This window comes from Thermalbibacter longus, from assembly GCF_023806485.1.
Classification (GTDB): Bacteria; Chloroflexota; Chloroflexia; order Thermomicrobiales; family Thermomicrobiaceae; genus Thermalbibacter; species Thermalbibacter longus.
Genome location: NZ_JAMSLR010000001.1, coordinates 186,166 through 203,134, shown reverse-complemented (window position 1 = coordinate 203,134; position 16,969 = coordinate 186,166). Strand labels below are relative to the sequence as shown.

Annotated in this window: 14 protein-coding genes; 5 read left to right on the top strand and 9 right to left on the bottom strand. The window is 64.1% G+C overall.

Going from position 1 to position 16,969, the window contains the following annotated elements:
• Nucleotides 1-3: 3 nt before the first annotated feature.
• The 7 genes from NET02_RS00885 to NET02_RS00855 all read right to left on the bottom strand — a co-directional run bounded on the left by NET02_RS00885 (nt 4) and on the right by NET02_RS00855 (nt 7,522).
• On the bottom strand, nt 4-1,674 hold the full coding sequence (locus tag NET02_RS00885; protein WP_284055480.1) for an ATP-binding protein: 1,671 nt from the start codon (nt 1,672-1,674) through the stop codon (nt 4-6).
• Nucleotides 1,671-2,771: a phosphoadenosine phosphosulfate reductase domain-containing protein gene (locus tag NET02_RS00880; RefSeq protein WP_284055479.1), complete on the bottom strand. Its 1,101-nt coding sequence runs from the start codon at nt 2,769-2,771 to the stop codon at nt 1,671-1,673. The genes NET02_RS00885 and NET02_RS00880 overlap by 4 nt, the downstream gene beginning before the upstream one ends.
• Nucleotides 2,772-3,464: 693 nt before the next feature.
• Nucleotides 3,465-3,836: a transposase gene (locus NET02_RS00875; protein ID WP_284055478.1), complete on the bottom strand. Its 372-nt coding sequence runs from the start codon at nt 3,834-3,836 to the stop codon at nt 3,465-3,467.
• Between the two features lie 3 nt (nt 3,837-3,839).
• On the bottom strand, nt 3,840-4,076 hold the full coding sequence (locus tag NET02_RS00870) for a transposase (protein ID WP_284055477.1): 237 nt from the start codon (nt 4,074-4,076) through the stop codon (nt 3,840-3,842).
• Nucleotides 4,077-4,477: 401 nt separating this feature from the next.
• Entirely contained in the window at nt 4,478-5,482 is a 1,005-nt protein-coding gene (gene mreB, locus NET02_RS00865) for a rod shape-determining protein (RefSeq protein WP_284055476.1), read from the bottom strand.
• A gap of 167 nt (nt 5,483-5,649) precedes the next feature.
• Nucleotides 5,650-6,498 carry a hypothetical protein gene (locus NET02_RS00860; RefSeq protein ID WP_284055475.1) on the bottom strand — a complete coding sequence of 283 codons (849 nt, stop codon included), beginning with the start codon at nt 6,496-6,498 and terminating at the stop codon, nt 5,650-5,652.
• A gap of 16 nt (nt 6,499-6,514) precedes the next feature.
• Nucleotides 6,515-7,522 carry a hypothetical protein gene (locus NET02_RS00855; protein WP_284055474.1) on the bottom strand — a complete coding sequence of 336 codons (1,008 nt, stop codon included), beginning with the start codon at nt 7,520-7,522 and terminating at the stop codon, nt 6,515-6,517.
• A gap of 153 nt (nt 7,523-7,675) precedes the next feature.
• On the opposite strand from NET02_RS00855, the gene NET02_RS00850 reads away from it, so the two are divergent.
• Nucleotides 7,676-8,710 (top strand): GntG family PLP-dependent aldolase, encoded by a 1,035-nt coding sequence (locus tag NET02_RS00850; protein WP_284055473.1) that lies wholly within the window; start codon nt 7,676-7,678, stop codon nt 8,708-8,710.
• Nucleotides 8,711-9,329: 619 nt separating this feature from the next.
• Here NET02_RS00850 and NET02_RS00845 read toward each other — a convergent pair.
• Both NET02_RS00845 and NET02_RS00840 read right to left on the bottom strand, forming a co-directional pair.
• Nucleotides 9,330-10,079: a YebC/PmpR family DNA-binding transcriptional regulator gene (locus NET02_RS00845; RefSeq protein WP_284055472.1), complete on the bottom strand. Its 750-nt coding sequence runs from the start codon at nt 10,077-10,079 to the stop codon at nt 9,330-9,332.
• A gap of 241 nt (nt 10,080-10,320) precedes the next feature.
• A complete protein-coding gene (locus NET02_RS00840; protein ID WP_284055471.1) occupies nt 10,321-11,937 on the bottom strand; it encodes a DEAD/DEAH box helicase in 1,617 nt (538 codons plus the stop codon).
• Nucleotides 11,938-12,250: 313 nt separating this feature from the next.
• On the opposite strand from NET02_RS00840, the gene NET02_RS00835 reads away from it, so the two are divergent.
• The 4 genes from NET02_RS00835 to panC all read left to right on the top strand — a co-directional run bounded on the left by NET02_RS00835 (nt 12,251) and on the right by panC (nt 16,919).
• Entirely contained in the window at nt 12,251-14,206 is a 1,956-nt protein-coding gene (locus NET02_RS00835; protein ID WP_284055470.1) for an AMP-binding protein, read from the top strand.
• 103 nt (nt 14,207-14,309) lie between these two features.
• Nucleotides 14,310-15,191 (top strand): Rossmann-like and DUF2520 domain-containing protein, encoded by an 882-nt coding sequence (locus tag NET02_RS00830; protein ID WP_284055469.1) that lies wholly within the window; start codon nt 14,310-14,312, stop codon nt 15,189-15,191.
• 10 nt (nt 15,192-15,201) lie between these two features.
• Complete coding sequence (gene panB / locus NET02_RS00825; RefSeq protein ID WP_284055468.1) at nt 15,202-16,080, top strand: 3-methyl-2-oxobutanoate hydroxymethyltransferase; 879 nt, start codon at nt 15,202-15,204, stop codon at nt 16,078-16,080.
• Nucleotides 16,080-16,919 carry a pantoate--beta-alanine ligase gene (gene panC, locus NET02_RS00820; protein ID WP_284055467.1) on the top strand — a complete coding sequence of 280 codons (840 nt, stop codon included), beginning with the start codon at nt 16,080-16,082 and terminating at the stop codon, nt 16,917-16,919. The genes panB and panC overlap by 1 nt, the downstream gene beginning before the upstream one ends.
• The last annotated feature ends 50 nt before the right edge of the window (nt 16,920-16,969 follow it).

Here is a 16,969-nt window from a genome sequence, read left to right as displayed (position 1 = left end):
TCCCTATGGTTTCATCTCATGGAGCGGGGTTGGAAACCAGAAGATGAGTGGCGATGGATACACTGGGTGCCGAAGGATAAGTTGCCCCTTCTTCAGGTTGGGAACTTGAGCGCGTAGATCGACCAAGTACTTATAGATCGAATTGGTTAGCTCCGACTCGTCAGAATAGCCCACAACTTTCGTCTCAGAGTTTCCATACACCTGATCGTCCACCTGCGAGGCGAATTGCTGGGCTCCTATGAGCGTCAGCTGGAGATCACGGCCCCGGGCTACTACATCAATAATCTGCTCTTTCATAGGGGACATGGCCCCACTTGGGGCATACTTGTTGAGCTCATCCGCGATGACCAAGACCCGGTCTATATGCCTGTCGGGCCCTTCGAGGCCTTGAGAAATCTTCCTTATGACAGCGTTTACCGCAAGACGCTTTTCTTCTTCCGTTAACCGGTAGAGTTGGATGACATGAAGCCCATAAGGCACCAGGGCGCTAAAGCTGAACGGTTGCCCGTGTGGCTGGTTCTTTTCCACCACATGCGAGGCTCGACTCAGAAACCCTGATAGCCGTCGTCCGAGCGCTGGCGGAACACCGCTCATCCAGGAACCACTGACCCCACGTACCTGAACCTCATTACTGCCAGATACCTTTATGAGATTTCGCCTGTCAAGGTCTTGCTCCATAGTCTGAAATGAAGTTCCTTGCCCTAACTTAGCATCCAAATAAGCTGTCAGCAGAATCACCTGAGGGTCCGTTGAACTGTAAGCGGCAGTAAATAACGCTGCTTCGAAATCCCCGCGTTCCAGATCATCAAACCCATAACTGTAGATTTGCGGATTTTGCATGGACGACCTATCCGGATCACCTTGATAGGTAAAGTACCGCACCGGAAACTTATGTGCGATCGGGTCTACGCCTTGTTCTTTTGCCTGTTTCCACATCGCCTGAACACGGCTTGCCAGGTTCGTCTCTCCGATACTTGCCGCCCATTGGTGGCACCATTGGTCTGCCTCATCCCAGTCCTCCGGCAGTTGATGGAGGCTCAGAAAATCCCGTCGTTTCACGTTGAAAAGAACTACTGCTACATTCTCTTCGGCTTTCTTCGCCCAGGACAAAACCGCATAACTGAGAAAGAGGGCATAACTGCTCTTGGTTGCCAACCCTGTAGCTCCTGTGATGTTAACGTGAGCTCCTTCAGGCCCAAGCAGAAATTGAGCGTGAGCGAAAACAGGCAGCCAACTTCCTGGATCGGTCTCGTCACTCCCGACACGCAAAAATCCGGCCAGCACACGGTATCTCTCAGGGATCCGCTGAGCGAGGAGGTTCACATCTGCGGCTTGAGCAAATCTGACTCGCCACCGCCCTGTCGGAGGAGAAGCGGTTGAAGGCTCCCGATAAAGCGCTCGGAGTTTCGCCAACCGGATAAGAGTTGGCCGGGTTGGCGGGTCGATGTCAGGATTGCCGTATCCACTACCGTAGAAGTCTAATAAGTGATCTGAGGCTGCGCTGGTACTTTGCATATCTTCGACTAAAGCAAGCGCTTTTTCACCTGAATCGCCTTCGGCAATTAAAATGGTACCGACTTCAACGTTTACGGAAGGGTCGTTTTTCAGCCAGCACCAGAACTCGTATGGCTTAGCAGGCTCTTTCTGCGTGATTACCACTCGACCAATGGTCATCGGTCAACCTCCTGTTGCCAAATTTCTCGGATGGCTTGAATCTCATCGGGTGATATAAGTGTCATCCCAATCTTTTCCTCTAATTTTAACAATTCATCGAGCAATTGTTGCCTGATTTCTAAGGTCAAACGTCCCAGCTTTCCGTCCGCGCGGGGAACTCGGGACTCAGGAGCTCTTGTAAGATCTTTCACATGCTGGCGAAAATTGAGCAGGGGTCTGAGATGAGCCCACTCTGGAAGCGACGTGATCTTCTCCATCGCTTTGTCTTGTCTCACAACGGTGCACATCCAGCATCCGAACCTTGTCTCTCGGCCGTTGTAGACTTCGTCCTCCAAGTAGCCTGTCGGGTAGCCCAGTGTCGGTGCGTAAAATCGTAGAAAGTCCCAAACGTCGCACTCGCTCCATTCGACTATCGGCGCCATATAACCGGCTTGAAGGCGGGAACTATATCGGAACCAAAGCCCTTGCCCACATTCGCCGCCGCGCTTACACGACCGATACAGACTGATGTCCCTGCTGCGCGATTCGCCCAATCGGACCCCAGTAAGAATAAGAGTTCTGCCCGCCGTAATGAACGCCTTCAAAGCATGTTCAACAGGCTGGATCTTTAAGCGCCGCGTACACCATCGGAACCGCTGGTGTGGGGGCGGATACCCTTTGCCAAGCAAGCAAACCCAAAATCGCTCTTCTACAGCGGGATAGACCGCATGATAGTATACTGGCAGCCCAGCGATTCGGTCAAGACTCTTAAGCCTTTCCAAAAAACTTAAAGCGAATTGCCGGATGACGGGTATTTCCACCATTGTATCAGAGTATACAATATCGATTGCTTCTATTTGCCCTAAGCAAGTCAAGGCGGTTTCCAGCGCAACAACTACGGCAGTGGTCGAATCCTTGCCACCTGAGAAGGTGATAATCCAGTGATTATAACCTTCTTCCACCTTGGAACGGAGGGCGGAGACGGACTCGTCGAAGCGCTGAAGCAAACGCGCCCCACCATCGTCTTCAATCTTGGCCCCCACGAACGGGTCACACAAGGCATTCCAGTCTTTATTCATTCTCTCTCCTCCACAACCAAGCTTTATGATTTCGCTCACGCTTCTCACCACTAGATCATAGGTTTAATCCGTTTCCAGTCCAGGTTTTTCGTGTTGATAACCTCGCCATCCTCAAACTCCACCGAATCGGCAGTAACGCGCTTGACCTACTTGCCCATCAGGTGGGAAAGCGTCTCAGCGATGTCGACGCCCTCGGAAACTTTGCTCAGGTCCACCTTGACAGCATTCTTATCGGCGTCCACCTCCAGCGTCTCCAAGCATCCTCAGGTCGCGCGAAAGGAGATACTAAAGGACATGTCAATGATAGGGGACGCGGTAGGGATTATCAAACAAATCGGCATCATCGTATTTGGCTTTGCGTTGCTTTGTTGAATAACTTCCAGCTCAAGCTTCCAGCCTTATGATACACCTCTACCCCCGCCTGTCAAGTCTCCGCTGCGGAGAGAGCAGGAACGGAGACCGCACTCAAGCCCAGCATCCAGTTGTAGCCCCAGACCTTGAGCGGGATCTCCTTCACATCCATTCAAACCTCACCGCCTGGACGGCCTCCCCAAACGGCCGCTTGAATCCAGCGCAGAACGCCTCGGCCATCCACCGCTTCCTAGAGCCTACCCGCCCCTTCCCTCCTGGAGGGTCCTCGAGGGAGGCTCGCACCACCTTCTCTCTCACCCCACCACAAGTAGGATCCGAATCCTCCCGCACCTTGATGCCGGCCTCAGTCCCACAAGAGGCTCAGAAATTGAAGTGGTCGTGGGTGTCGTCGCCGCCATCCCCCAGGACCCGCTTGCCCTTCACCTTCCTTCCATCCTTCTTCACCAACGGCTTGAGCTTCTCTCCATCGGAAGTGCGCTCATCGCTCACTTCCAGGCTCACCACCTGCTTGGTCTTCATATCAACCCCTACATGGATCTTGGTGTAGCCCTTCCGCTGCCGGCGCATCCATTCCCCGCGATTGGTCACCTTGATCCCGGTGCGGTCGACAGGGCTTATCACCTCTTCCCCCGCCGGGAGCCGGTAGCCCAGATCCGGGTCGAGGTCTAAGGAAGGGATACGCAAGGACAAAGTGCTGTAATCCGGAGCGGGGATGGAGCAAAGCGTGCCCAAGCCTCAAGCCAACCCCTCCAACTGGCGGTAGGGAGGCCTGAAGACCACCCGGAGTGTCCCGAACAAAAACATCAGGCTGTGGGGATATCTGAAGGGCCGCCCCCTCTTCCCCAGGTTCATCTTCTTTCGCTCCTCCTTCCAGGCTTGCAAGCTCTCCCCATTGAGTAGGATCTCTCCCCGCTGGACGAGGTGCTCGTTGTATCCCTTCCAGTCCCACTCGGGCTGTCTCTCCTCGGTCATCGCAAATCCCTCCACCGCCCTTATAGCCCCTCAGACTTGATTGTTCAACACAGCAGTGTACGAGGAGAAAGGGCTGCGGGCCGCGTGGATGGAGGCTGGAGAGAGGTGACAGCGTATCGGTAGGGTTCAAGCGCGGGGTCTCGACCAGGCTCAGGCCATATGCCGGGCCGCTAACTGCGTGGTAGGAGTATCGCAGCCACGCTTTATGTTGTGCTCGCCTCATGATAACGCGGTCACCAACCCGCGTCAAGGCCTAACCCATTGTTAGACGATAGAGCGAACATTATGTTATTCCCGAACAGGTACCGGGTGAGGGGTGTCGATCTCCGAATGTGAACGGGGAGTGCTGCTCGCCCCTGGATCATTGGCGCCGGGGCCGGCAGCGCGGCCAGAAAGAGGGGTTACAGCTCCTCGAGGCTATCCCGGATGACGTCGAAGTATTCGAGCGCCAGGCCGGTGCCGATGGCCACGCAGCTCAGCGGGTCATCGGCCACGTAGCAGGGAACGCCGGTTACCTCGGTCAACAGCCGGTCGAGGTTGCGGAGCAGCGCCCCACCTCCGGTGAGAACCATGCCCTTGTCGATAATGTCCGACGCGAGTTCCGGTGGCGTCTCTTCGAGCACGGCACGGACAGTACTGATGATCGCCTCCAGCGGCTCGGTGATCGCCTCGACGACTTCGTTGGCATGGAGCAGGATCGTCCGCGGCAGACCGGTGACCTCGTCGCGACCCCGTACCTCCATGACCAGGTCTTCGTCTACCGGTAGGGCCGAGCCGATAGCGATCTTCACCTCCTCTGCCGTCCGCTCGCCGATCCGGAGGTTGTGCTTTCGTTTGACGTAGGTGGCGATGGCGTCGTCGATGTGGTTGCCTCCCTTGCGGATCGAGTGAGCGACGACGATGCCGTTCAACGAGATGACGGCAACCTCGGTCGTCCCGCCACCGATGTCGATCACCAGGTTCCCGCTCGGATCGGCAACCGGCACCTTCGCCCCGATGGCCGCCGCCAGCGGCTCGGCGATCAGATAGGCCCGCCGGGCACCGGCATTGAGCGCCGCGTCGCGCACTGCTCGCCGCTCGACGCTGGTCACCCCAGCCGGGACGCAGATCATCACCTCTGGTCGGATCAGCGAAAAGCGCCCGACCGCTTTGTTGATGAAGTAGCGAAGCATCTCCTGGGTGACCATGTAGTCGGCGATCACCCCGTTACGCATCGGCCGGACGACCTCGATCGTGTCGCGCGGCTCTCGCCCGAGCATGTTCCGGGCCTCGATGCCGACCGCCTTCACCTTGCCGTCCTTCGCCGAGATGGCGACGACCGACGGCTCGTTGATCACGATCCCCCGGCCCCTGACGTAGACGAGCACGTTCGCGGTACCCAGATCGATGCCGAGCTGCTTGGCCACGCTGGCTGCTCCCGATCGGTTGAATCACCCGGCTGCAAGCCTCGGCAGGCCTGTTTCGCCAGGTAGACCATGCCAACGCGGAATTGTAGCAAATTGCGCTCGCCGCTCCCGGCTCACCACGTCACCGCCTCGCCTCGTGCCACCACGCTGCGCGCAGGCACGAGCCGCTACGCGGGTTCGACTCCCTTGGCGCGGAGCGCGGCGATGTCAGCCTCGACCTCGGCAAGCTGGCGCCGGATCACCGGCAGTCGATCGCGTGCCCGCTGGAGGTCGGCGAGCGTCGCGTCGCGCTCCTTGCGCAGCCGCCGCACGTCGGCCTGAAGCTGCTGGCGCCGCCAGGCTAAGCCCGTGCAGACCGGGCAGCGACCCCGCAGGTCCTGCCAGCCGCCACAGCTCGGGCATGGCCTAGCGAGGTCGGCCAGCGTCAGCGAGGGCAAGGGTTCAGCGGCGGACACTGTCCCGAGCAGGTCTTCCGCGAGCTGGTCGAGGCTCGCGCTCAGCCGCTCGATCAACGGCTCGCGCAGGTGCTCGGGCAGGCTGGCCGGTGCAACCGAGGCCGGGTCGCCACGGTGGCGGAGCAGCCGCGAGGGCGCGAGCTGGTGTCCCCGTTCCGACCAGTCGACCTCCTCGCGCCAGGCGAACGTCTCGGTGTCGATCCGCACCTCAACCTGAGCCGGCGGCCCGCTCGACACGGAGATGACCTCGATGGGGATCGGTGGGAGGGGAGGCGGCAGATCGCGGGGAGGCGGTGGCTTCAATGCGTCCAGGTCGGCCTCGGCCTGCGCGATGGCGGCGCTCAACTCGTCCAACCGTTCGGTCCAGCGATTGACCGGCTGCAGAGCTTGCTCAGATTGTTCCAGATCGTAAGCCAGCTCCGCCCGTCGTTTCAGCAGCCGCAGCAACCGCCTCTGCTCGGCCTCCCGGATGTACGGCTGGGCTGTCTCCTGGCCGGTCGTGCCAGCAGCGCTCGGGCTGTGTTCCGGGACGGCTCGCCGTCGCAATCTCCACCAGGCCATACGGTTTCCTCCCAGACTACCCATCACCGGCCTGCTCGACGATAGCCTGGGCTGGCCACCGGTCGACGATCTCCATCATCCGCCTCAGGATGCCGGCCAGATCCTCCGGCGGCAGCGGCCGGTCTAGGACACCGAGCCGCTGGCGCAGCCGCGCGCCCGGCGATGCCAGGCTGTCGAGTTCGGCCCGCAGCTCGAGTAGCCCGCTCTCGGGGACGAGGAGTGCCTCGATCCGCCGCCGCAGTCCGCCGCTCTCCCAGCGGAGTGCCACCCCCGCATGATCGAGCCCCAAGCCGGTTATCGCTTCGACCGGGCTGCCCCAGCTTCCAGCGACACGCTCGGCCGCCTCAGCCAGGTTCGAGGCGAGCGCGCGTCGCTGGCCGGCGGTCAGTCGCCTCGGCCAACGAGCACCAGTACGCTGCTCGACCAGGAGCCGGAAGCGCGAGCTCCGCCAGAGGAAAAGCCCGGCGACGACCATGCCGGCATGAGCCAGCGCCGTCACCCCCGAGAGAACCGGCGTGCCTTCGCGGTAGATCGTGGCCCAATCCCCGTGGAGATCGCTGACCAGATCGAGCAGCGGGTAGAAGACGAGCGTGGTTCCGAGCTCGAGGCCACTGAAGACGAGCAGGAGCCAGTTCACCGCGCGGCCGAAGGGGCCGAAGAGCGCCAGAGCGAGGGCCCCCAATCCCAACCCCAAACTTACCAGGTTGCCGGACAGCGCGATCCAGTAGAGCTCGGCAGGCGTGTAGCTCCCGGTATGCTCGACCCAGCCGAGGAAGAAGAGGAAACCGAAGCCTACCACCTGCCCGCCCGCGAGGCGGACGGCGATCGCATGTCCGAGCTCGTGCAGGAGCACGCCCAGCGGCAGAAGGAGGAAGAACGCGGCCTCGCTGAGCTGTTGCCGGTCAGCGAGCGTCAACGTCTCGTCGAAGAGCGTCCGGCGAGCGCGCACGGTCGTCACCAGCACGCCGATCGCGACGATGGCGAGGAGCACGCTGGCGAGCTGGAAGAGCAGGAAGGTCGACATCGGCAACTCCTCGTCGGACCCGTTCCGGTTGATTGTAACAGCCGGCTCGGTCTGAACCCTCCCATCGACGTGCTACACTCCGCAGGGACGGTCGCCGCCTGATGTCGCGAGGGCGCTGGCAGCACGAAACCGGCTCGATGAGGAGGAAGTCCGATGCCGGAGATCATCGATCTGCGAGGCGATTGGGCCACGCCGCCCACTCCGGCGATGCGCCGGGCAATGGCCGAAGCCGAGGTGGGTGACGACAACTCGCACGAAGATCCGACCGTCATCCGGCTAGAGGAACTCTCAGCCGAGCGCATGGGCAAGGAGGCTGCTCTCTTCGTCCCGAGCGGCACCATGGGTAACCTGGTGAGCGTGCTCGCCCTGGCCGAATACGGAACCGAGATCATCCTGGGTGACAAATCGCATGCCTACCTCTCCGAAGCCGGTGGGGCCGCCGTTATCGGCGGTCATCCCTTTCGCCCCGTGCCCAACGACCGCTTCGGAATGCTCGATCCGACATCCGTGGAGGAGGCGATTAACCCGCTCGATATCCATTGCGCTCGCACCGGCCTGCTGATGCTGGAGAACACGCATAACCTCTGCGGCGGCACGGTACTCACCCCGCAGCAAACCGCCGAGCTGTGCGCGGTCGCACACCGGCACGGTATCCCGGTCCATCTCGACGGCTCGCGCATCTTCAACGCCGCGGCCGCGCTCGGTATCCCGGCAGCCGACCTGGCAGCCCATGTCGACACCGTCACGTTTTGCCTCTCCAAGGGACTGGCGGCGCCGGTCGGCTCAGTCGTCTGCGGTCCGGCCGACGTGATCGAGCGGGCACGCCAGAAGCGGAAGCTCCTGGGCGGCGCGATGCGGCAGGCCGGCGTGATCGCGGCTGCCGGCATCGTGGCCCTGGAGCAGATGGTGGACCGCCTGCCGGAAGACCACGCGAACGCGCGCCGGCTCGCCGAGGGGCTCGCAGAGTACCCAGCAGTCGAGATCGACCTGGAGACAGTGCAGACGAACCTCGTCTTCTTCGATGTGCGCCCGCCACTGACAGCGGAGGGCGTCGCGGCCCGCTTCGAGGAGGAAGGGATCCGCTGCTCGGTCTTCGGGCCACGCCGGCTGCGCTTCGCCACCCACTACGCGGTCAGCCGTGCCGATGTCGATCGGGTACTAGCGGTTGCTCGCCAGATCTTCGCCTGACCCTGTGGGAATTCTGCGCGCGGAGAACGGACCCGGGGATCATCGCGATCACCCGATAGCTGAGCGCGGGTGACCGGGTACTGCCATGCAGTTACCCCGCCAGCAGCCGATCCGGTATACTTGCATATGAGTGGGACCGTATCAGTACAATGGGCCGCTGTATTATGTTGATTTTCAGGCCTGTTGTGTTGATCCGGTCGCACGGAGGATATTCGGTTTGGCGGCTGGGATGAGATCCTAAGCCAGGGAAGCGACAGGCGCCATGCTACGACCCGAGGTGTCGGAAGTGGCGCCGGATGTTGAACCGAATGGTCAGCTCCACTTTGGGTGCCCGATGCTTCGTCGCGCTTCAGTGTCTGTCAAGGGGAGTCAGCGGTCAGTGTGGCGATGCGCGCTGGGCTACGCGATCCCGACAGCAGAAGACGCTGAGAACTGTCTCGAGGTCGAGAACCCGGGACATTGCTGGCACTTGAAGCCGCTGAGTAACGGGCGAGCTCATCGGGTCTGAGGTTAGGGGAGCTGCCGAAACGGTCGCATCCGGTCGTCGAGAACCGATCCTGATCGAACGAGCGGGCCGGTGGCCCGCTCGTTCCTCAGTCTCCGGGTCACCATCGCGTGCTCAAACGGCAGCCTCACGCACCTCCGCGGGGAAACTCGCGTTCGTGTAGACCTCCTGGATATCGTCCAGATCCTCGAGCGTCTCCAGGAGCTTCAGCGCGGTCTGCGCCTGGCTCCCCTCCAGCTCGACCGTCGTTTGCGGCACCCGCTGGATGTCGGCTTGCTGGACAGGGATGCCGGCCTCCTGGAGCTTTTCGACCACGTCGCTCAGCAGCTCAGGCTCAGTGGTGACAACGAGTGTCCCATCGTCGATCTCGAAGTCACGGGCGCCGGCATCGATCGCGAGCAGCGCGACCTCATCAGCGTCGCGCCCACCCAGCGGCACGACGATTTGCCCGACAGTGTCGAACTGCCAGGCGACGCTGCCGGACTCGCCCAGAGACCCGCCATGCTTGGTGAACGCATGGCGTACTTCGGAGGCTGTCCGGTTGCGGTTATCGGTTAGAGCAATCGCCATGATGGCGATGCCGCCAGGGCCATAGCCTTCGTAGACGACGGTCTCGTACTGCTCACCGCCACCGGTAGCGCCGCTCGCCTTGGCGATCGCCCCCTCGATCGTGTCCTTGGGCATCCCTTCGCGCCTCGCGCGTTCGATTGCCATCCGCAGCCGGACGTTCGCCTCGGGATTCGGCCCACCCTCGCGCACCGCGACCTGGATTTCCCGCGCCAGCTTGCTGAAGACCTGTCCCTTGCGAAAGTCGGCCGCCGCCTTCTGCCGCTTGATCTGTGCCCACTTGGAATGCCCGGCCATAGCTCGCACCCCCTGGTTCTGGCTTCCAGCCTCGCGCCGCCGCACAGGTGAGGCCCCAGGCCGCGGCGCGACCCCGCTCTCGCTTCAGGTTGTCACGGTGTGTTCCTCGCGTCGCTTGCTCTCTCTCGGAGAGAGCGTCGAGCCTGAAGAGCCCGCAGGGCAACGGCTTCTCTGTTAATTCTGCCGAATCGACGTCGCTGCGGCAAGCCACGACTGAACGTTCAGCAGGGTGGTGAGGATGTTAGCGCACCGCAGGCCGCGTTCGGGTCGTCTCCACGCGCACCGGCTTGCCGCGCAGCCGTGTCCGGCTCAGCGCCCGCGCCACGCGCTCGGTGAGCTCCTCCGGGATCTCGACTGTCGTCTGCCGCTCACCGATCTCGATCTGGCCGATGCGCTTGCCCGGGATGCGGGCTTCGTTGGCGATGGCACCGACCACGTCCATCGGGCGGATACCGTCCCGCCGGCCCAGGTTGAGGATGAGCCGCGTCATCCCCGGTTCTGGCTGATCCGTCTCCTCCTCGAAGAGCGATTCAGCCCGCTCGGGGTCGAGGTTGCGCTGCTGCGCCAGCAGCTTGACCGCAGCCGCCGCGATCACCGCAGGGTCATGGTACGCGGCCAACTCGTCGACCAGCCGCATCGCCCAGTCCAGGTCGTTCCTCTCGATCATCTCGATCAGCGAGGCGCCTAGCAGCTCGCGCTGTCGCTGCACGATCTGCTGTCTCGTCGGGGTCGTCCGCTGCTGGAGTCGCTGCCCGATGGCCCGTTCGATCGTCCGCAGCATCCAGCGCTCGCGCGGCGTGACCAGCGTGATCGCCACTCCCGGTGCCCCTGCCCGCCCGGTGCGGCCGATCCGGTGCACGTAGCTCTCGGGATCAGACGGGATGTCGTAGTTGATCACGTGGCTGACGATGGGGATGTCGAGCCCGCGGGCAGCCAGATCGGTGGCGATCAAGAGCTCGGCCTGCCCACTGCGGAAGCGGGCCATCACGCGATCCCGCTGGACTTGGCTCATGTCGCCGTGGATGGCCTCGGCGGCATAGCCGAGGGCTTGGAGCGCGTGCGCGAGCTCATCGACGCCGCTCTTCGTGCGGCAGAAGACGATGGCCGATGCCGGCGTCTCCAGGTCGAGGATGCGCGCCAGCGCCTCGACCTTGGCTCGCGGCGCGACCTCGTAGAAGACCTGCGTCGTCCGCGGCGCGGTCACCCGCTCCGGCTCGATCGCGATCCGCACCGGATCGCGCAGGTATCGCCTGGCTAGCTCGGCCACCCGATCCGGAATCGTGGCGGAAAAGAGGCCCGTCTGGCGCTCTCGCGGCGTCCGTTCCAGGATCCACTCGACGTCCTCGATGAAGCCCATGTTGAGCATCTCATCGGCCTCATCGAGGATCACCACGCGGACCTGATCCAGCCGCAGTGTCTCCCGGCGCAAGTGATCCATCACCCGCCCTGGAGTGCCGACCACTACATCGACCGGATGACGCAGCGCCCGGAGCTGCCGCTCGATCGGCTGCCCGCCGTAGACGGCCAGCACCCGGGTATCGAGATATTTGCCGAGCCGGTGGAACGTCTGGGCAACCTGGACGGCCAGCTCACGGGTCGGAGTCAGAACCAGAGCTTGCGGAGCCGTCCCGTCTGGTTCCAGCCGCTGGAGGATCGGCAAGGCAAACGCGGCCGTCTTGCCGGTACCAGTATGTGCCTGGGCAATCAGGTCTCGCCCAGCGAGCATGATCGGGATCGCCTCTGCCTGCACTGGCATCGGCTCCTCGAAGCCGACCTCGCGGATCGCCCGCAGCAGCGGATCGCTCAGGCCTAGGCCGGCGAACGGGTTTCCATTGGGTTGCATGCGTGTCTCAGTCATCACAGTCGCCATCGAGAATGTGCGCGTGCCTCTCCTGTCCCGGCGTTCAAGCAAAGCGGCGGTCGCCGCCGCCGGGGTGCACGACCGCCGCTAACGATAAGCTTACCAGATCCGATGAGCGGGCAACGAGACGCCTGCGACGGCCAGCCATCGGCTTGACGATGAAAAGGTGCGGGACCATCCTAAAGAGTGCAGCAATCAGGTGCGGCTCACCTGCATGCTGGCGTCCGGACACCATCCGGTGACGCGAACGACAGGCGCGAACCTGGGTCCCACCGAGTGGTGGGGTCAGACAGCCACGAGGAGGCGCCCCATGACCACAGAGCACGCGAGCCGGATCGTCTGGGAGCCCGAACCGGAGCACCTGGAGCGCAGCCGTCTCCGGCGGTTCATGGCCACTCAGGGGATCGAGAGCCTTCCGGCACTGCATGCCCGCGCAGTCGAGAACCCCGAGTGGTACTGGGCCGCGATGGTCGATCACCTCGGCCTGACCTGGCACCGCCCCTACGATGCGGTGCTCGACCTGTCCGACGGGATCCCCTGGGCCCGCTGGTTCGTGGGCGCTGGGTACAACTACGTCCACGATGCGGTGGGCAAGCGCGCTATCGGCCCCGAACGCGACCGGCCCGCGCTTGTCTGGGAAGGCGACGGCGGCGAAACGCGGACGCTCACCTACGGCGAACTGGCCGCGGAGACCAACCGGTTCGCGAACGCGCTGCGACGCCTGGGGATCGGCTGCGGCGATCGTGTCGGCATCTTCCTACCGATGCTCCCGGAGACGGCGATCGCCACCCTGGCTTGCAGTCAGATCGGCGCCGTTTTTGTCCCGATCTTCTCCGGCTACGGCCCAGAGGCGGTCGCGACCCGGCTGCGCGACTGCGACGCGCGCCTGTTGATCACTGCCGATGGCTTCCCCCGCCGCGGCCGGGTCGTGGCCATGAAGGCGACTGCCGACGCGGCGCTCGCCGCTGCCCCCAGTGTCGAGCGCGTCGTTGTCGTGCGACGGATCGGCAGCGAGGTGGCGTGGAAGAGCGGCCGCGATCACTGGTGGGACGAGCTGGTCGCCAGCCAGCCCATCGAGTCCCCGGCCGAGCCGACGGGTGCCGACGACCCGTTCATGATCATCTACACCTCGGGCACCACCGGGCGGCCCAAGGGAGCTGTCCACGTCCACGCCGGCTTCCCGATCAAGGCCGCCCACGATCTGGCCGTCTGCTTCGACTTGCAGGAGGATGACCGGCTCCTCTGGCTGACCGACCTGGGCTGGATGATGGGCCCCTGGGCCATCGAGGGCACGCTCATCCTCGGCGCCACCCTCGTCCTCTACGAGGGCACGCCGGACTGGCCGCAGCCCGATCGCCTCTGGCGGCTCGTGGAGCGTCACCGCATCACCGTGCTCGGCGTCTCGCCCACGGCCGTACGCGCACTGATGAGCCAGGGCGACCACTGGGTAACGGCACGCGATCGGTCCAGCCTGCGCGCCTTCGGATCCACCGGAGAGCCCTGGAACCCCGCTCCCTGGCACTGGCTTTTCTCAGTTGCCGGTGAGGGGCGCTGCCCGATCATCAACTATTCGGGCGGCACTGAGATCAGTGGCGGAATCGTCGGCTGTACGACGATCGAGCCGATCAAACCCTGCGCATTCACCGGTCCGGTCCCCGGGATGGCCGCTGATGTCGTCGACGAGGACGGCCGGCCGGTGCGGGGCCAGGTCGGCGAGCTGGTCATTAAGTTCCCCTGGGTCGGCATGACGCGCGGATTCTGGCGCGACCCGGAGCGTTACCTGGCGACCTACTGGTCCCGCTGGCCGAACGTGTGGGTGCACGGCGACTGGGCACTGATCGATGAGGACGGGTTCTGGTACATCCTCGGACGGTCCGACGATACCATCAAGGCAGCCGGCAAGCGGGTCGGCCCAGCGGAGATCGAGTCAGCGGCGGTGGCACACCCGGCGGTCCAGGAGGCGGCCGCGATCGGCGTTCCTGATGCCGTGAAGGGCGAGGCGATCGTCGTGTTCGCGGTGTTGCGCCCGGGCTGGGAGCCAGGCGAGGATCTGGCGCGCGAAGTCCAGGCGACGGTGGCACGCCAGCTCGGCCGGCCGCTGCAGCCCGAGCGCGTGGTGTTCGTCTCCGATCTGCCGCGCACGCGCAATGCGAAGATCATGCGCCGGGTAGTCCGAGCCGCCTACCTGGGACAGGATCCCGGTGACCTCTCGGCACTGGAGAACCCCGCCGCCGTGGACGCCATCGCCAGCGTCCGGGCAGGCTGAGCGAGCCGGCGCCCAGCTTACCGGCGCTGGCCCCGGGAAGCGGCGCTCTTGCGACCGGGCTGCAACTCGTGACGCGGGATCAATTCGCGGCAGGGAGTAATCGATGCCGGACACGACTCGCTGGCGCGTCGGCCTGATCGGGACGGGGAGGTTGGGAAGCGCGCTCGCGGTTGCGCTCGCGCGTCGCGGTGAGCCGGTGCTCGTCGTGTTCGACCGCGAGAATGAGCGCGCTGGGGCTCTGGCTCGTCGCATCCCCGGCTGCTCGGTTGCCGCCTCTGCCCAAGATGTGGTCGACTCGTGCGACCGGGTGTTCCTTACCGTGCCCGACGATCTGATCGAGGCAACCTGCTCGGCACTGCGGTGGCGCCCCGGCACGGCGGCTGTCCACTGCAGCGGCGCGCATGGACTGGACGTGCTCGAGCCGGCGCGGCGAGCCGGCGCCTGGATCGGTGGCTTTCACCCGGTGCAGACGTTCGCCGGGACGGAGGCGGACGCCGAGCGGCTCGCCGGGTGCGTCTTCGGGATCGAGGCCGGAGAGCCACTGCGTCGCTATCTGGAAGAGCTCGCCTACCGGCTCGGAGGCTACCCGCTGGCGGTCGAGGGCTCGAACCGGGTGCTGTACCACGCGGCGGCAGTCTTCGCCTCCAACGCGGTGGTAACGCTCGCAGCGGTCGCGGCGCGGATCTGGCAGGAACTCGGTTTGCCGGCCGAGCAGGCGACGCGCGGGCTGGCGCCGCTGATGCGCACCACCGTGGAGAACATCGAACGCCTCGGCACGGCACAGGCTCTGACCGGACCGGTCGCCCGGGGCGACGTCGAGACGGTGCGGCGGCATGTCTCCGCGCTGGCGGGCCGGTTTCCCGAGTTGCTAGGCTTGTACCGGGAGATAACCCGGCAGACAGTCGCACTCGCGGAACAGCGAGGGCTCGACCGAGTGACGGCCCAGGCAATCCTCGAGGCGGTCGAGACGGCGCAGGAGTCGTGAGGGAACGGCGATGCGGATCACGGTGCGCGATTTGGCGGAGATGAAGCGCAGCGGCCAGCGGATCGCCATGGTGACAGCCTACGATTATCCGCTGGCTCGTTTGCTCGATGAGGCTGGGATTCCGATCGTCTTGGTGGGTGACTCGCTCGGGATGACGGCCCTGGGGTACGAGACGACGCTTCCGGTCACGCTGGAGGAGATGATCCACCACACGAAGGCGGTCGTACGCGGGACACAGCGCGCGATGGTCGTCGCCGATATGCCGTTTCTCACCTATCAGATCAGCAGCGAGGAGGCGGTGCGCAACGCCGGCCGGCTGATCCAGGAAGGCGGCGCGCAGGCCGTCAAGCTGGAAGGCGGACGATCCGTCGTCGACCAGGTGCGCAGGATCGTGGCTGCCGGGATCCCGGTGATGGGACACTTGGGGCTGCTCCCGCAGTCAGTTCACCAGATGGGAGGCTTCCGGGTACAGGCCAGGGCGAGAGAGCAGATCCAGATCCTCATCGAGGATGCCCTCCTGCTCCGAGAGGCCGGCATTTTCTCGCTCGTGCTGGAAGGAATCCCCGCCCCTGTCGCCAGAGCGGTCACCGAGATCCTGGATGTCCCGACGATCGGCATCGGCGCCGGGCCGCACTGCGACGGGCAAGTGCAGGTGATCGCCGACCTCCTTCACCTCCTACCCGGACCACTGCCACGGCATGCCCGGCCCTTCCTAGAAGCCGGAGAGCTCATCCGCGACGCGCTCGCCCGCTACGCGGAGGCGGTGCAGAACGGCGAGTTCCCGGGCACGGCCGAGAGCTTCCAGCTTCCGAAGGGCTTCGATACGGCTTGGCTCGACGACCTTGCGCGGCAGTTCGCGGAGCGAGCGCGCTCTTCCGGGGCAGGCTGATGCTCGTCGCCGAGCGGATCGAGCAGGTTCGAGCATGGCGCGGGCACGTCGAGGGCTCGGTCGGCTTCGTGCCCACGATGGGGTATCTCCATGTTGGCCACCTCGAGTTGGTACGGCGGGCGCGGCGCGAGAACGACGCGGTCGTCGTCAGCATTTTCGTCAATCCCCTGCAGTTCGGGCCACACGAGGACTTCGCCCGGTATCCGCGCGATCTTCAGCGTGACCTCCGGCTGCTGCAGGGCGAGCGAGTAAATCTCGTCTTCGCTCCCGAGATAGCAGAGATCTACCCGCCCGGCTTCACGACCCAGGTGGATGTCGGGCCGATCGGCGAGCGGCTGGAAGGGGCGAGCCGGCCGGGCCACTTCCGCGGCGTCGCGACCGTGGTGACCAAGCTCTTCATGATCGTGCAGCCACACCGCGCCTACTTCGGCTGGAAAGATGCCCAGCAGGTGGTCGTGATCCGCAAGCTGGTGGCAGACCTCGCGATCCCGGTCGAGATCGTGGCGGTGCCTACTGTCCGCGAGCCAGACGGCCTGGCGTGCAGCAGCCGCAACGTCTACCTCAGCCCCGAGGAGCGACGGGTCGCCCCGGCGCTCTACGCCGCGCTTGCCCGCGCGAGGGCGCTCTGGCAGGAAGGCGAGCGGGATGCCGAGAGGTTACGCCAGGCTGTGCGCGCTCGACTGGCCGATGAGCCCCTGCTCAGGGTGGACTACGTGAGCGTTGCCGATGCCGCTACGATGGAGGAGCTCGTAGTCGTCGACCGCCCGGCGATCCTCTCCCTCGCCGCCTGGCTGGGAACCACCCGCCTGATCGACTCGGAGTTACTCGGCGTCGAGTGAGGTCAGGACGAGCAGCTCGGCCGGGAGTCGACAGGCGCGCGAAACAGGGC

What these genes read in the sequence shown, in the direction of transcription:
- NET02_RS00885 (WP_284055480.1), bottom strand. Translation starts at nt 1,674, where the DNA reads ATGACCATTGGTCGAGTGGTAATCACGCAGAAAGAGCCTGCTAAGCCA.
- NET02_RS00870 (WP_284055477.1), bottom strand. Translation starts at nt 4,076, where the DNA reads ATGACCGAGGAGAGACAGCCCGAGTGGGACTGGAAGGGATACAACGAG.
- NET02_RS00860 (WP_284055475.1), bottom strand. Translation starts at nt 6,498, where the DNA reads ATGGCCTGGTGGAGATTGCGACGGCGAGCCGTCCCGGAACACAGCCCG.
- NET02_RS00855 (WP_284055474.1), bottom strand. Translation starts at nt 7,522, where the DNA reads ATGTCGACCTTCCTGCTCTTCCAGCTCGCCAGCGTGCTCCTCGCCATC.
- NET02_RS00850 (WP_284055473.1), top strand. Translation starts at nt 7,676, where the DNA reads ATGCCGGAGATCATCGATCTGCGAGGCGATTGGGCCACGCCGCCCACT.
- NET02_RS00845 (WP_284055472.1), bottom strand. Translation starts at nt 10,079, where the DNA reads ATGGCCGGGCATTCCAAGTGGGCACAGATCAAGCGGCAGAAGGCGGCG.
- NET02_RS00840 (WP_284055471.1), bottom strand. Translation starts at nt 11,937, where the DNA reads ATGACTGAGACACGCATGCAACCCAATGGAAACCCGTTCGCCGGCCTA.
- NET02_RS00835 (WP_284055470.1), top strand. Translation starts at nt 12,251, where the DNA reads ATGACCACAGAGCACGCGAGCCGGATCGTCTGGGAGCCCGAACCGGAG.
- NET02_RS00830 (WP_284055469.1), top strand. Translation starts at nt 14,310, where the DNA reads ATGCCGGACACGACTCGCTGGCGCGTCGGCCTGATCGGGACGGGGAGG.
- panB (WP_284055468.1), top strand. Translation starts at nt 15,202, where the DNA reads ATGCGGATCACGGTGCGCGATTTGGCGGAGATGAAGCGCAGCGGCCAG.
- panC (WP_284055467.1), top strand. Translation starts at nt 16,080, where the DNA reads ATGCTCGTCGCCGAGCGGATCGAGCAGGTTCGAGCATGGCGCGGGCAC.